Source organism: Variovorax multivorans, assembly GCF_051216835.1.
Lineage (GTDB): Bacteria > Pseudomonadota > Gammaproteobacteria > Burkholderiales > Burkholderiaceae_C > Variovorax.
In genome coordinates this window covers 217,459-232,054 of the sequence record NZ_JBPJZL010000006.1, presented here as the reverse complement: position 1 = coordinate 232,054, position 14,596 = coordinate 217,459, and the positions used below count along the sequence as shown (strand labels likewise).

Sequence of the window (14,596 nt, the reverse complement as noted above, 5' to 3'; positions counted from 1 at the left end):
CCGATGAAAAAACTCCTGATCGCCAACCGCGGCGAAATCGCCGTGCGCATCGCGCGCGCCTGTGCCGACCACGGTGTGCAATCGGTCGCGGTGTATGCCGATGCCGACCTGAATGCGCTGCACGTGCGCATGGCCGACGAGGCCTATGGGCTCGATGGCAACAAGCCCGCCGACACCTATCTGAACATCGCCAAGCTGCTGGCGGTGGCCGCGCGCTGCGGCGCCGACGCGGTGCACCCGGGCTACGGCTTTCTCTCTGAAAGCGCTGCGTTCGCGCAGGCCGTCATCGATGCCGGCCTCACCTGGGTCGGCCCGTCGCCGGCCGCGATTGCGATGCTGGGCGACAAGGTGCAGGCCCGCAAGCTCGCGATGAAGGTCGGCGCGCCGCTGGTCGCGGGCACGGCCGATCCAGTGAAGAACGCCGGCGAGGTGCTCGCCTTCGCCGAGAAGCACGGATTGCCGGTCGCGATCAAGGCCGCGTTCGGCGGCGGTGGCCGCGGCATCAAGGTGGCGTGGCGGCTCGACGAGGTTGAAGGCCTCTACGAATCGGCGGTGCGCGAGGCCGTGACGGCCTTCGGCCGCGGCGAGTGCTATGTCGAACAGTTCCTCGACCGCCCGCGCCACGTCGAGGCGCAGGTGCTGGCCGACACGCACGGCAACGTGGTGGTGCTCGGCACGCGCGACTGCTCGCTGCAGCGGCGCAACCAGAAGCTGGTGGAAGAGGCGCCCGCGCCCTTCCTGAGTGACGAGCAGCGCGAACGCATTCACCAGTCGGCACGCGACATCTGCGCGGAAGCCGGCTACACAGGCGCCGGCACGGTCGAGTTCATGCTGAGCGCGAGCGGTGCGATCTCTTTTCTCGAAGTGAACACGCGGCTGCAGGTGGAGCACCCGGTGACCGAGGAAACCACGGGCATCGACCTCGTCATCGAGCAACTGCGCATTGCCGAAGGGCTGCCGCTGTCGATCAGGCAGACGCCGGTGCCGCGCGGCCATGCCTTCGAGTTCCGCATCAATGCTGAAGACGTGGGGCGCGGCTTCATGCCTTCGCCCGGGCCGGTCAAGGTGTTCGATGCGCCTTCGGGCCCCGGCGTGCGCGTCGATGCCGGTGTGGATGCCGGCTCGCAGGTGCCGGGCACCTTCGATTCGCTGATGGCCAAGCTCATCGTCACCGGCGCAACGCGCGAGCAGGCCATTGCGCGGGCGCGTCGTGCGCTCAAGGAATTCCGCATCGAGGGCCTGCCCACGGTGCTGCCGTTTCATCGTGCCGTGATGGTGCACCCCGACTTCGTGTCCGGCGATGCATTCAAGGTGCACACGCGCTGGATCGAAACAGACTTCGCCAACGGCGAAGCTGCGGCAATGCGTCCGGACCCGTTGCCTGACACGGCTCTGCTGCGCACGTCGATCGAAGTGGATGGACGCCGCATGTCGCTGGGTCTGCCTGCCGTGCTGCTGAGCGGGCTGTCGTCTGCGGCCGGTGGTGCGGGCGCTGCACCGGTTGAAGCGGCAGCAGTGGTGGACGCCGCAGCGGTGGTCGCGCCGGTCTCCGGCACGGTGCAGGGCTGGAAGGTCGCCGATGGTGACGAGGTCGCGGCGGGCAGCGTCATCGCCGTGATGGAGGCGATGAAGATGGAAATGCAGGTGCTCGCGCATCGCGCCGGACGCATCGCCTTCTCGGTCGCCGCAGGCGGCTATGTGGCGGCCGGCGCCGCCATTGCGACTATCGGCTGAGGCCATGAGCCAGCCCCTCATCACCCGCCGGACCTTCGCACTGCTGGTGGGCGGTGCAGGGGCCTTTTCTTCCGCTGCATCTGCCGCTCCCGGGGCGACGGTGTGGCGGCTGGCCACCGGCTATCCGGCGGAAAACTTCCACACGGCCAACCTGCTGGCCATGGCGAAAGAGGTCGGGCTCGCGACCGGAGGGCAACTGCGCATCGAGATTCATCCCGGCAACTCGCTGTTCGCGCTGAACGCCATCCGCGCGGCGGTGCAGGACGGCAGGATCGAGGCCGGCGAAGCCATCATGAGCAGCCTTGCCGCCGACGTGCCGCTGGCCGGCGCCGATTCCGTCCCGTTCATCACCAGCAGCTATGCCGACGCGCAGCGGCTCTGGCGCATTCAGCGCCCGCTGATCGAACAGGCCTTCGCCGAGCGCGGGCTGCGCGTGCTCTACGCCGTGGCTTGGCCGCCGCAGGGCCTGTACTCGACCAAGCCGCTCGCCGCGATGAGCGACCTGCGTGGCATGCGCATGCGTGCCTACAACGCAACCACCGCGCGCATCGCAACGCTGATGGGCGCGGTGCCCGTCGACGTGCCGGCCACCGAGCTCGACAGGGCGCTGGCGGACGGCCGCATCGACTGCATGATGACCTCAGCCGTCACGGGCGTGGAGAGCCGGGTGTGGCAATCCATGCGCTTCTTCTACGAGATCAATGCCTGGTTTCCCAAGAACCTCGTGTTCGTCAACGACAAGGCCTGGAGCGCCCTCGAGGCGACCTCGCGCGATGCGTTGAAGGCCGCCGCTGCAGCCGCCGAACTGCGCGGATGGGCGAACAGCGCCGCCGCAGCAGCACGCTCCATGGATGAATTGCGGCGCAACGGCATGAAGATCGAGCAGGTGTCCTTCCTGTTCAGCCGTGACCTGCAGCGCCTTGGCGAGCACTTCTCGCTGGACTGGGTCAAGCAGGTTGGCGTGGCCGCCAACGGCGTTTTCATTCCGTATTTCGACAAGCGCTGAGGCGGCGAACAGAGGGAAGACCCTACTCGTCGCTGAAGAAGTTGCTGCACCGCAACATGCTTTTGTAGCGGTTTTTTTCCGCAATACGACTAAAGATTCCCAATTCCGGAAACCGCGAATTGGGTGATCGCTTTGCGATGAAATCTTTCGCGCTCAAAGCTCCACGTGAAATGTTTTCACCCGGAAAGCTGTCTCTGAAATTGTTGAAACAGCTTGTACATTGATTCGGAGTTTGCGATTGTTTCCTAAGGGGTTCGATCGCTGCCGATTCAATTCAAGACGTGGAGAAGTTCATGAGCACGGTCGATCCCAAGGGCGCCGCATCTGCCCTCACCTCGGGTCAGATGGCGATGTGGCTCGGCGCGAAATTCGCCTCGCCCGACACCAACTTCAATCTCGCCGAAGTCATAGAAATCGACGGCTGGATCGATCCCGCCGTCTTCATGGCCGCCATGCGGCAGGTGACCGAAGAAGCCGAGGCCACGCGCCTGAGCTTTGCCGATACCCCGCAGGGGCCGCGCCAGATTGTCGCGCCGGCTTTCATGCGCGAAATGCCTTACCTGGACTTCAGCGGCGCAGAGGATCCGGCCGCCGCCGCGCAGTCGTGGATGCACGCCGACTTCAGCCGCAAGGATGACCTGGCGCGGGACCAGCTCTGGATGTCCGCGCTGATCCGCATCGCGCCCGAGCGCCACATCTGGTACCACCGCAGCCATCACATCGTGCTCGACGGTTTCGGCGGTGGGCTGATTGCTCGGCGCTTCGCCGACGTCTACACCGCGCGCATCAACGGCACCGAAGTGCCCGAGGCTTCGCGCATCGCGCCCATCTCGCAACTGGCCGAGGAAGAGAAGGCCTATCGCGAGTCCGGCCGCTTCCCGCGCGACCGCCAGTACTGGACGGAACGCTTCGGCGACGCGCCCGACCCGTTGAGCCTTGCATCGCATCGCTCGGTCAACGTCGGTGGCCTGCTGCGCCAGACGGCGCACCTGCCGGCCGCCAGCGTGCGGGCTTTGGCGGACATCGCGCAACAGCTGGGCACCACGCTGCCGCAGATCCTGATTGCCACCACCGCGGCCTACCTGTACCGCGCCACCGGCATCGAGGACATGGTGATCGGCATTCCCGTTACCGCGCGCCACAACGACCGCATGCGGCGCGTGCCCGCGATGGTGGCAAACGCACTGCCGTTGCGGCTTTCGATGCGCCCGGACCTGCCGGTGCCGGAGCTCATCAACGAAGTGGGCCGGCAGATGCGGCAGATATTGCGACATCAGTCGTACCGCTACGAGCACCTGCGCAGCGACCTGAACATGCTGGTCAACAACCGGCAGCTGTTCACCACCGTGGTCAACGTCGAGCCCTTCGACTACGACTTCCGCTTTGCCGGTCACCCCGCCAAGCCGCGCAACCTGTCCAACGGCACGGCCGAGGATCTGGGCATCTTCCTGTACGAACGCGGCAACGGACAGGACCTGCAGATCGACTTCGACGCCAATCCGGCGGTCTACACCGCGCAGGAACTGGCTGACCATCAGCGCCGGCTGCTCGCCTTCATGACGGCGGTGATCCGCCAGCCCGACCAAGCCATCGGCCACATCGACCTGCTGCAAGCCAGCGAGCGCGAGCAACTGCTGGTGACGTGGAACGACACGGCCCATGCGGTGCCTGACACCCATCTCACCGCGCTGATCGAGGCGCAGCTTGCCGCCAATCCGCAAGGCATCGCATTGCGCTTCGCCGGCGAGGACATGCGCAACGACGAGCTCAACCGGCGCGCCAACCGCCTCGCGCACCTGCTGCGCGCGCGCGGCGCGGGCCCGGAGCGCACCGTGGCACTGGCCATTCCGCGTTCGCTGGACCTGATGGTGGCCTTGCTCGCCACGCTGAAGACCGGCGCCGCCTACCTGCCCGTGGACCCGGACTTTCCGCAGGACCGCATCGCCTTCATGCTCGGCGACGCACAGCCGGTTTGCCTGGTCACGACCGCGGCGCTTGCGGAGTCGCTGCCGGCAGACGCTCCGAAACTTCTGCTCGATGTAGCGCAAACGTTTGCGGATCTGGCGAATTGCGCCGAAATCGATCCCGTCGTCGCGATCGATCCCTCGCACCCGGCCTACGTGATCTACACCTCGGGCTCCACCGGGAAGCCGAAGGGCGCGGTCGTGTCGCACCGCGCCATCGTCAACCGCCTGCGCTGGATGCAGGACCGCTACGGTCTGCAGGCCGATGACCGCGTGCTGCAGAAAACGCCGTCGAGCTTCGACGTGTCGGTGTGGGAGTTCTTCTGGCCGCTGATCGACGGCGCCACGCTGGTGCTGGCGAAGCCGGGCGGCCACAAGGACGCGGCGTACCTCGCGGGGCTGATTGCGGACGAAGGCATCACCACGATCCACTTCGTTCCGTCGATGCTGGAGGTTTTCCTGCTCGAACCCATGGCCGCCAACTGCACCTCGCTGCGGCGCGTGATCTGCAGCGGCGAGGCCTTGTCGCCCGCACTGCAATCGCAGTTCCAGCAGATCCTGCCGTGCGAACTGCACAACCTCTATGGGCCGACCGAGGCCGCAGTCGACGTCACTTCGTGGGAATGCCCGCGCACGCCTGAAGACGAGCCGTCGTCGAAGAGCGTTCCCGCCGTTCCCACCGTTCCGATCGGCCGTCCGATCTGGAACACGCAGATGCACGTGCTGGACAGCGGCCTGCAACCAGTGCCGCCCGGCACGACCGGCGAGCTGTACATCGCGGGCATCGGCCTGGCGCGCGGCTATCTGAACCGCCCGCTGCTGAGCGCCGAGCGATTCATTGCCAATCCGTACGGCGAACCCGGCAGCCGCATGTACCGCACCGGCGACCTCGCGCGTTGGCGCGCCGACGGCAGCCTCGACTTTCTCGGCCGTGCCGACCAGCAGGTGAAGATTCGCGGCCTGCGCATCGAGCCGGGCGAGATCGAATCGGCGTTGCTGCAGCATCCGCAAGTGGCGCAGGCCGCGGTGATCGCGCGCGAAGACGTACCGGGCGAGAAGCGGCTGGTGGCCTACGTCGTGGCGGCGGATGCGGCCGACCCGCAGGCAGCCGAACTGCGCACCCATCTCGCGCAAACACTGCCCGAATACATGGTGCCCTCGGCCTTCGTAGGCATGCCGGCCTTGCCGCTGGGCCCGAGCGGCAAGCTCGACCGCAAGGCGCTGCCGCCGCCCGAGCTGCAGGCGGCCACGCCCTATGCCGCGCCTCGCACGCCCACCGAACGCATCCTCGCGGGGCTCTGGGCCGAGACGCTGCACCTGCCGCGCGTCGGCATCAACGACAACTTCTTCGAGCTCGGCGGGCACTCGCTGATGATCGTGCAGCTGATCTCGATGATCCGGCAGCAGTTCATGATCGACCTGCCGCTGGACACGCTGTTCCAGGTTTCCACCATCGCCGGCCTCGCGGAACTGCTGGACCAGGCCTCGCAGTCGCGGCCCAGCCTCACACCGATGCCGCGCCCGGCGCGCATTCCGCTGTCTTTCGCGCAGCGCCGCCTTTGGCTGATGAACCAGCTCGAAAACGCGAACCCGGCCTACAACATGCCGCTGGCCCTGCGCCTTTCGGGTGTGCTCGACCGCGATGCGCTGCAGGCCGCACTGGACGACCTGGTGCAGCGCCACGAAAGCCTGCGCACCATCTATCCGAACGAAGACGGGCTGCCGTACCAGCAGATCCTCGACGGTGCGCAAGCGCGTGCGTTGTTGATCGAAACCGACAGCAGCGAAGAAGAAATCGCCGCCCAGCTGCACGCCGCGGCACGCCTCGGCTTCGACCTCGGCAACACGGCTCCCTTGCGCCCCCATCTGTTCAGGCTGGCCGCCGACGAGCACGTGCTGCTGCTGCTGACGCATCACATCGTCGGCGATGGCGCCTCGCTGCTGCCGCTGGCGCGCGACCTGAGCATCGGCTATGCCGCGCGCAGCGAAGGCAAGGCGCCCGGCTGGGCACCGCTGCCGCTGCAATACGCCGACTACGCGCTGTGGCAGCAGGAACTGCTCGGCAGCGAAGACGACGCCGACAGCATGGCCGGCCGCCAGCGCGAGTTCTGGCGCGAGACCCTGCGCGATCTGCCGGAGCGGCTGAGCCTGCCGGTCGATCGCCCGCACCCAGCCGTTCCCAGCTACCAGGGCGACGTGGTGCCGATGCAGATACCGGCGCACGTTCACGAGCGCATGCTGCAGCTGGCGCGCGACGGCCAGGCCAGCGTCTTCATGGTGCTGCAGGCCGCGCTTGCGGGTCTGCTGAACCGGCTGGGCGCGGGAGACGACATCGTCATCGGCACGCCGGTTGCAGGCCGCAGCGATCACGCGCTGGACGACCTGATTGGCTGCTTCGTCAACCCGCTGGTGCTGCGCACCGACACCTCGGGACAACCGGGTCTGCGCGACCTGATCGCGCGGGTACGGGCCACCAACCTTGCCGCGTATGCGAACCAGGAGTTCCCGTACGACCGCATTGTGGAGCTGCTGCGGCCGCAGCGCTCGGGTGCCAACCTGCCGCTGTTCCAGGTCATGCTGGGGTTCCAGCAGGGCGGCAACCGGCTGTCTTTCAGCCTGCCCGGCTTGTCGATCACGCCGCAGCCGGTGGCCGTGGACACCGCCAAGTTCGACCTGTCCTTCATCCTCGACGAGCTGCGCGGCGCCGATGGCTTGCCGGGCGGCATTGCCGGCGGCATCCAGTACAGCACCGACCTGTTCGACCGCAGCACCGTCGAAGCCATCGCGGCGCGACTGGTGCGCCTGCTGGAGCAGGCCTGCGATGCGCCCGACGCTGCGCTGGGCAGCCTGGACATCCTGAGCAATGAAGAAAGCCAACGCCTGCTTGCCGACTGGAGCGGCAGCACGCTCGACATCGCGCCGCTCTCGCTGGCCGCCATGGTGCAGGCGCACGCGGCCGCGCGTCCGAACGCACCGGCGGTGGTGCTCGACGATGCGACGGTCAGCTACGCCGCGCTCGACGTGCGGGCCAACCGGCTTGCGCACCTGCTGCGGGGCCGCGGCATCGGCGCCGGCACCATCGTCGCGACGGTGTTGCCGCGTTCGCTCGACCTCGTCGTGGCGCACCTGGCCATCGTCAAGGCAGGCGCGGCCTACCTGCCCCTCGACCCGAACCACATGGCCGGGCGCAGTGCCTTCGTGTTCGGCGAGGCGGCGCCCGCGAGCGTGTTGACCCATGCATCGCTGCTGCCGGAGCTGGCCGGCATTGCGCATTGCCTGGCGCTCGACAGCGACGAAACGGTCGCCGCACTGGCGATCCAGTCGGATGACCCCGTGGTGCATTCGCGCACGGTCGATGCGCGCGATGCCGCCTACGTCATCTACACCTCCGGCTCCACCGGCCTGCCCAAGGGCGTGGTGGTGCCGCATGCGGGCCTGAGCAGTCTCGGCGCTTCAATGGCGCAGCGCTTTGCCATTGGCCACGACTCGCGCGTGCTGCAGTTCTCTTCCAGTGGTTTCGATGCTTCGGTGATGGATCTGCTGATGGCCTTCCACGCCGGTGCCGCGCTGGTGGTGCCGTCGCCACAGCAACTGCTCGGCACGGAGCTGGCCGAGCTGCTCGACCGGCAGGCCGTGAGCCATGCGCTGATTCCGCCGGCCGCGCTGGCAACCCTGCCGCACGGCGAATTCCCGCATCTGCAGACGCTGGTGGTGGGCGGCGATGCCTGCCCCGCCGCGCTGGCCGCGCGCTGGTCGCAAGGCCGCCGCATGATCAATGCGTACGGCCCGACGGAAATCACCATCTGCGCGAGCACGAGCGCGCCGATGAATGCCGAAGAGCAGCCGTCCATCGGCAAGCCGGTCTGGAACACGCGTGTGTATGTGCTCGACGACAGCCTGCAGCCGGTGCCGCCCGGTGTCGCGGGTGAGCTCTACATCGCCGGCAGCGGGGTGGCGCGCGGTTATCTGAACCGCCCGCTGCTCAGCGCCGAACGCTTCATCGCCAACCCCTTCGGCGAACCCGGCAGCCGCATGTACCGCAGCGGCGACCTGGTGCGCTGGCGCAGCGACGGCAGCCTCGACTTTCTCGGCCGTGCCGACCAGCAGGTGAAGATCCGCGGCTTCCGCATCGAACTGGGCGAAATCGAATCGGTGCTGCTGCAGCACCCGCTGGTGACGCAGGCGGCCGTGATCGTCCGCGAGGACGTGCCGGGCGAGAAGCGCCTCGTGGCCTACGTGGTCGCCGCGGCCGATCCGCAGCCAATCGAGTTGCGCGCCCACATGGCGAAGGCGCTGCCCGACTACATGGTGCCCTCGGCCTTCGTCCACCTGCCGTTCCTGCCGCTGACCCAGAGCGGCAAGCTCGACCGCAAGACATTGCCCGCACCCGAGCAGCAGGCCGCCGCACCGTATGCCGAACCCCGCACGCCCACCGAGAGGCAACTGGCCGCGCTCTGGGCTGAGACGCTGCATCTGGAGCGTGTCGGCATCCACGACAACTTCTTCGAGCTTGGCGGTCATTCGCTGATGGCCATCCAGCTCGGCATGCGCATCCGCCAGCAGGTGCGCGCGGACTTTCCGCACGCCGAGGTCTACAACCGCCCGACTGTCGCCGAACTGGCCGCGTGGCTCGACGACTCGGCCGGCACTGCCGAGGCGCTCGACCTGTCGCGCGAACTCGATCTGCCCGCGCACATCCGCAGCCAGGATGCTGCACCGCCGCTGGCTGCGAAGCGCGTGTTCCTGACCGGCGCCAGCGGCTTTGTCGGGAGCCATCTGCTGGCTGCGCTGCTGCGCGACTCATCGGCCTGCGTGGTTTGCCACGTGCGCGCCGCCGACGAAGAGGCGGGCAAGCGCCGCCTGAAGCTCACGCTGGCGCAGCGCCAGCTCGGCGCGATCTGGGACGACGCGCGCATCAAGGTCGTCACCGGCGACCTCGGCAAGCCGCTGCTCGGCCTCGACGACAGCGCCGTGCAACTGGTGCGCGATGGCTGCGACGCCATCTACCACTGCGCCGCGCAGGTCGACTTTCTGCATCCCTATGCCAGCCTGAAGCCCGCCAACGTCGACAGCGTGGTCACGCTGCTCGAGTGGACCTCGCAGGGCCGGCCGAAGAGCATGCACTACGTCTCGACGCTGGCGGTGATCGACCAGAACAACAAGGACGGCACGGTCACCGAGCAGTCGGCTCTTGCTTCGTGGAGCGGGCTGGTCGACGGCTACAGCCAGAGCAAGTGGGTCGGCGATGCGCTGGCCCGCGTGGCGCAGGCGCGCGGCATGCCGGTCGCGATCTACCGGCTGGGGGCAGTCACCGGCGACCACACCCACGCGATCTGCAATGCCGACGACCTGATCTGGCGCGTGGCGCATCTCTATGCCGACCTGGAAGCAATTCCCGACATGGACCTGCCACTCAACCTGACGCCGGTGGACGACGTGGCGCGCGCCATCCTCGGCCTTGCGGGCCAGCAGGCGTCGTGGGGCCAGGTGTTCCACCTGATGAGCCAGGCGGCGCTGCGGGTGCGCGACATTCCGCCAGTGTTCGAACGGCTCGGCATGCGGCTCGAACCGGTGGGGCTCGAGCCCTGGCTGGAGCGTGCGCATGCACGGCTCGCCGTGGGGCAGGACCGCGACCTTGCGGCGGTGCTGGCGATTCTCGATCGCTACGACACCTCGGCCACGCCGCCGCAAGTCAGCGGCGCGGCCACGCATGCGCAGCTCGAAGCCATCGGCGCGGCAATCCGCCCGGTGGACCGCGAGCTGCTGCAGCGCTACTTCGTCGACCTCGGCATCGACACCAAGGCACGCCGTGCCCTGGAAACCAGCGCTTCATAGGAGGCCCGACATGGCACGCTATCTCATCGCGGCAACCGCATTGCCGGGACACGTGTTGCCGATGCTGGCCATCGCCCAGCATCTGGTGAACCTCGGGCACGAGGTGCGGGTGCACACCGCGAGCCGGTTCCGGGCGCAGGCCGAGGCCACCGGCGCGAGCTTCACCGCCTTCGACGCTGCGATCGACTACGACCACCGCGAGCTCGACCAGCGCTTTCCGCAGCGCCAGCGCCTGCCGTCTGCGCACGCGCAGCTGTGCTTCGGCCTGAAGCACTTCTTTGCCGACGCCATGGCCGCGCAACGGGCCGGGCTGGGCGCGATCCTGCAAGACTTCGAGGCCGACGCCATCGTGGTCGACACGATGTTCTGCGGCACCTTCCCGCTGTTGCTGGGGCCGCGCGAGCATCGCCCGGCGATTGTTGCCGTCGGCATCTCGGCGCTGCCTCTGTCCAGCTGCGACACGGCCTTCTTCGGTACCGCGCTGCCGCCGTCGTCCACGCCGGAAGGGCGCGTGCGCAACCGGGCGATGAACGCCAACCTCAAGCAGGCGATGTTCGGCGAGGTGCAGCGCTACTTCGATGCGTTGCTGACGTGCGCAGGCCTGCCCGCGCTGCCGGACTTCTTCATCGACGCCATGGTCAAGCTGCCGGACCTCTACCTGCAGTTGACGGCGGCGTCCTTCGAATACCCGCGCAGCGACCTGCCCGCCTCGGTGCGTTTTGTCGGCCCGCTGCTCGCGCCTGCCAGCCAGGACTTCACGCCGCCCGACTGGTGGCGCGAGCTGGACGACGGCCGCTCGGTGGTGCTGGTCACGCAGGGCACGCTGGCCAACCAGAACCCGGCGCAGCTGATCGGCCCGACATTGCAGGCGCTGGCCGGGGCGAAGGACATCCAGGTCATCGCCACCCCCGGCGGCCCGTTGCCGGCTGCGTTGAACATGGCGATTCCCGCCAACGCCCGCGTGCTGCCGTTCCTGCCCTATGACCGGCTGCTGCCGAAGGTGCATGCGATGGTGACCAACGGCGGCTACGGCTCGGTCAACCACGCGCTGAGCCTCGGCGTGCCGCTGGTGGTGGCCGGAGCCACAGAGGAAAAGCCCGAGATCGCCGCGCGCGTGGCGTGGTCGGGTGTTGGCATCAACCTCGGCAACGGGCAGCCGAGCGCACGCCAGATCGGCGACGCCGTGCGCAGGCTGTTGAGCGAACCGAGCTACCGCCAGCGAGCGGGCGTGCTGCGCGAGGACTTCGCGCGCCATCACGCATTGACCGAAATCACCACGGCCCTCACGGCGCTGCGCGAGGCGGCGCCCGAGTCCGTGGAAATGGCTTGAACGCCTGAACCCCATTCAAGGAAACCGACCATGAGCAACCCGTTTGACGACAAGAACGCCACCTTCCTGGTGCTGGTGAATGAAGAAGGCCAGCACTCGTTGTGGCCGAGCTTCATAGAGGTGCCTGCCGGCTGGCAGGTCGCGCTGGCCGCGACCGACAGGGCGGCCTGCAGCTCTTTCATCGAAGCGAACTGGACCGACATGCGGCCGCGATCCCTTGCGGCCATGGACCTCGATGCCGCCAAGGCATGAGGGTGTTTGCCCTGCATCGGCGTGGTGCTGCCTGGGCGTATGCGTCGCGGTTCCGGTCGCCTGCTGCCGATGACTTGAACAAGGAACGCACCGAGCCGGCGGTGAGAGGGGTCGGCGTTCTTGCGAAGGCGCCTGGAGCCAGAAGGCAGCAACAGAGCAGGCCGCGCCAGCGATGAGCGTCCTCTCCGTCTGGCCGTATTTCGTGCTCGTGCTGGTCGTGCTCGGTGCGCTGGCGCTGCCGGTTTTCCGCGCGGCCGACGAGCCACCGCAGCGCGACCAGCGCACCACGACGCTCGACGGGTTGCGCGGCTTTCTCGCGCTGAGCGTGTTCGTGCACCACCTGACGGTGACCCACGGCTACATCGAGCGAGGCGAATGGACGTTTCCACACTCGGGCTTCCACACCCTGCTCGGACAGGTCGGCGTGACGGTCTTCTTCATGATCACCGGCTTCCTGTTCTGGGGGAAATTGCTCGACGCCAAGGGCCGGCCGGACTGGACGAGTCTCTACATCGGCCGGCTCTGGCGCATCGGGCCGATGTACCTGGTGGCGGTGGGCCTGATGTTTTTCATCGTCGCCTGGAGAACCGGGTTCGAGCTCCGGGAGCCGGCCTGGTCCGTGCTGGGCGAGATGCTGCAGTGGCTGGCCCTCGGCATCGTGCCGATGCAGCCCGACATCAACGGCTATGACGGGACAAGGTTCATCCTCGCGGGCGTGACGTGGACGGTCTTCGTGGAATGGTTGTTCTACGGATCGCTCCGGCTGATGGCGCCGCTCGCGCGCGGCGGTCGAACGCCGCGCTTCGTTGCCGGTGCCTTGCTGCTGTGCCTGCTGGTGCTGACGTTCTCCGCGCTTTCGCCGGACGGTTCGCTTTGGCAGCCGACGCCTGTGCTGGTGGTCGGCGCCCTGGCCTGGGTGCTGGCGTCGTTCCTCATGGGCATGCTGTCGGCTTGGCTCGTCCGGCGCGATGGCGCGAGCGGGATGAAGCTGCGGCTGCCGGAATGGGCGGCTTCGCTGCTCGCCCTGGTCTGCCTCGGTGCCGTGTTCCTCTGGTTCGAGCACATGGTGGGGCCTATCCAGGCCTTGCTGCTCTGGGTCTTCTTCCACCTGGTCTGCCGCGGCAGCACGCTGTTCGGCCTGCTGGCCACGCGCGCGGCCCGGCGCATGAGCACGGTGAGCTACAGCATCTACCTGCTGCAGGGGCTTGTTCTGACGATCGTCTTCGCTGTACAGCCGGTGCGGGAGTTCGCGATGGCTGCCGCAATGCAGTACTGGCTGGTGGGCATTCTTTGTGCGCTACTGCTCGTGGCGGCCTCGGTCGTCAGCTACCGCCTGGTCGAGAAGCCGGGCATCGCGCAAGGCAAGCGCGCGCGATCGGGCCTGCGCAGGCCGCACGGATTGCACACGACCCGGCAAGAGCGGGCGCGATAGTCGAACTGCTGATGCGTGTGACCATGCACCCAGAGCACTGACACATCGAAGAAGGCATCCGGAAGCTCGGCGACGAAGGCGCCCGAAGCCCAGTCAACCGCCTCGCGGTTCCTGCACGTTCAGCGCGTGACGTATCTTCTGCGCCAGTTCGAGCAGGGCGGGGGCCAGCTCCCGCGATATGACGGCGAGCGATTCCTCGGTCGATACGCTGACATTCAGCACGTAGATGACGTCGTCCACCAGCAGCGGTGTGGCCAGCGCCACCACCTCGGGTTGCCAGGCCGCGGCGCAGTACCCCTTGGCATGCACGTCCGCCCACGCCTGCTTGATCTCTGTCTCCATCTTGCGCCAGTGCCTGCGGCGTTGCGCGAACAGTTCCATCAGTCTGGCGCGGCGAGGTTGCGAAGCGACCGCCAGGTAAGCCCTGCCCAGCGACGTGAGTTCCATCGGCACACGCTGGCCCGAAACCACGTGCCGGAGCGCTACGCGCTTCGCATAGCGAATGGATTCAAGGTAAACCATCTCGTCCCGGTCCGGCGCGGCAAGTCCGACGTTGATGCGCTTTTGCAGCGCCAACTCGCGCATGTGCGGTGTTGCTGCCTGTAGAACACGCGAGCCGTTGCGCATCGCGTGCGACAAACTCAGCACGGCGGGCGCCAGGCGATAGGCGCGTTCGACGCTGTCCAGCTGCAGCATGCCCGCACCCACCAGCGTCTGCGTGAGCCTGCTGACCGTGGACTTGGAAAGTCCGGTGCGCTCGGCCAGTTCGCCATTGCCCAACAGCTCGGAGCCTGGCCGGAATGCACGCAGGATTTCGATGCCTCGCTCCAGCGAGCGATTGGCGGGCGATCGTCCGGGTTTGTGGTCGAGATTGAAGTTGGGAAGTTCGGTCATGGGAGCCTTGCGGACAGGCGACGCGTGGATTCACCGTGAATGGATCGAATCGAAGTATCCACTGCCTGTGTTCCAACTAGTGGAATTGCAATCACCTTTGCGAGCCGCTTGATCCTAGAGTTCAGCTGTCACGCGCTGCAGCTTGGGCA

7 protein-coding genes are annotated in these 14,596 nt (G+C 67.4%); 6 read left to right on the top strand and 1 reads right to left on the bottom strand.

The annotated features are described in order from the left end of the window. The first annotated feature begins 3 nt into the window (after positions 1 to 3). From ACSFCA_RS17300 to ACSFCA_RS17275, 6 genes are all read left to right on the top strand, one after another. The gene (locus ACSFCA_RS17300; RefSeq protein ID WP_435460402.1) at positions 4 to 1,734 is read left to right on the top strand and encodes an acetyl/propionyl/methylcrotonyl-CoA carboxylase subunit alpha; all 1,731 of its coding nucleotides are present in this window, start codon (positions 4 to 6) and stop codon (positions 1,732 to 1,734) included. A 4-nt stretch (positions 1,735 to 1,738) separates the two neighbouring features. Continuing rightward, complete coding sequence (locus tag ACSFCA_RS17295; RefSeq protein WP_435460403.1) at positions 1,739 to 2,740, top strand: TRAP transporter substrate-binding protein; 1,002 nt, start codon at positions 1,739 to 1,741, stop codon at positions 2,738 to 2,740. A 293-nt stretch (positions 2,741 to 3,033) separates the two neighbouring features. Beyond that, positions 3,034 to 10,539 (top strand): non-ribosomal peptide synthetase, encoded by a 7,506-nt coding sequence (locus ACSFCA_RS17290; RefSeq protein ID WP_435460404.1) that lies wholly within the window; start codon positions 3,034 to 3,036, stop codon positions 10,537 to 10,539. Between the two features lie 10 nt (positions 10,540 to 10,549). Further along, the gene (locus tag ACSFCA_RS17285) at positions 10,550 to 11,869 is read left to right on the top strand and encodes a glycosyltransferase (RefSeq protein WP_435460405.1); all 1,320 of its coding nucleotides are present in this window, start codon (positions 10,550 to 10,552) and stop codon (positions 11,867 to 11,869) included. Between the two features lie 30 nt (positions 11,870 to 11,899). Next, on the top strand, positions 11,900 to 12,121 hold the full coding sequence (locus tag ACSFCA_RS17280) for an MbtH family protein (protein ID WP_435460406.1): 222 nt from the start codon (positions 11,900 to 11,902) through the stop codon (positions 12,119 to 12,121). Positions 12,122 to 12,293: 172 nt separating this feature from the next. Then, positions 12,294 to 13,553: an acyltransferase family protein gene (locus ACSFCA_RS17275; protein ID WP_435460407.1), complete on the top strand. Its 1,260-nt coding sequence runs from the start codon at positions 12,294 to 12,296 to the stop codon at positions 13,551 to 13,553. A 93-nt stretch (positions 13,554 to 13,646) separates the two neighbouring features. Here the strand turns inward: ACSFCA_RS17275 and ACSFCA_RS17270 are convergent, their stop codons facing one another. Next, positions 13,647 to 14,447, bottom strand: a complete 801-nt coding sequence (locus ACSFCA_RS17270) for an IclR family transcriptional regulator (RefSeq protein WP_435460408.1) — start codon at positions 14,445 to 14,447, stop codon at positions 13,647 to 13,649. Positions 14,448 to 14,596 lie beyond the last annotated feature (149 nt).

What these genes read in the sequence shown, in the direction of transcription:
- ACSFCA_RS17280 (WP_435460406.1), top strand. Translation starts at nt 11,900, where the DNA reads ATGAGCAACCCGTTTGACGACAAGAACGCCACCTTCCTGGTGCTGGTG.
- ACSFCA_RS17285 (WP_435460405.1), top strand. Translation starts at nt 10,550, where the DNA reads ATGGCACGCTATCTCATCGCGGCAACCGCATTGCCGGGACACGTGTTG.
- ACSFCA_RS17290 (WP_435460404.1), top strand. Translation starts at nt 3,034, where the DNA reads ATGAGCACGGTCGATCCCAAGGGCGCCGCATCTGCCCTCACCTCGGGT.
- ACSFCA_RS17300 (WP_435460402.1), top strand. Translation starts at nt 4, where the DNA reads ATGAAAAAACTCCTGATCGCCAACCGCGGCGAAATCGCCGTGCGCATC.
- ACSFCA_RS17270 (WP_435460408.1), bottom strand. Translation starts at nt 14,447, where the DNA reads ATGACCGAACTTCCCAACTTCAATCTCGACCACAAACCCGGACGATCG.
- ACSFCA_RS17275 (WP_435460407.1), top strand. Translation starts at nt 12,294, where the DNA reads ATGAGCGTCCTCTCCGTCTGGCCGTATTTCGTGCTCGTGCTGGTCGTG.
- ACSFCA_RS17295 (WP_435460403.1), top strand. Translation starts at nt 1,739, where the DNA reads ATGAGCCAGCCCCTCATCACCCGCCGGACCTTCGCACTGCTGGTGGGC.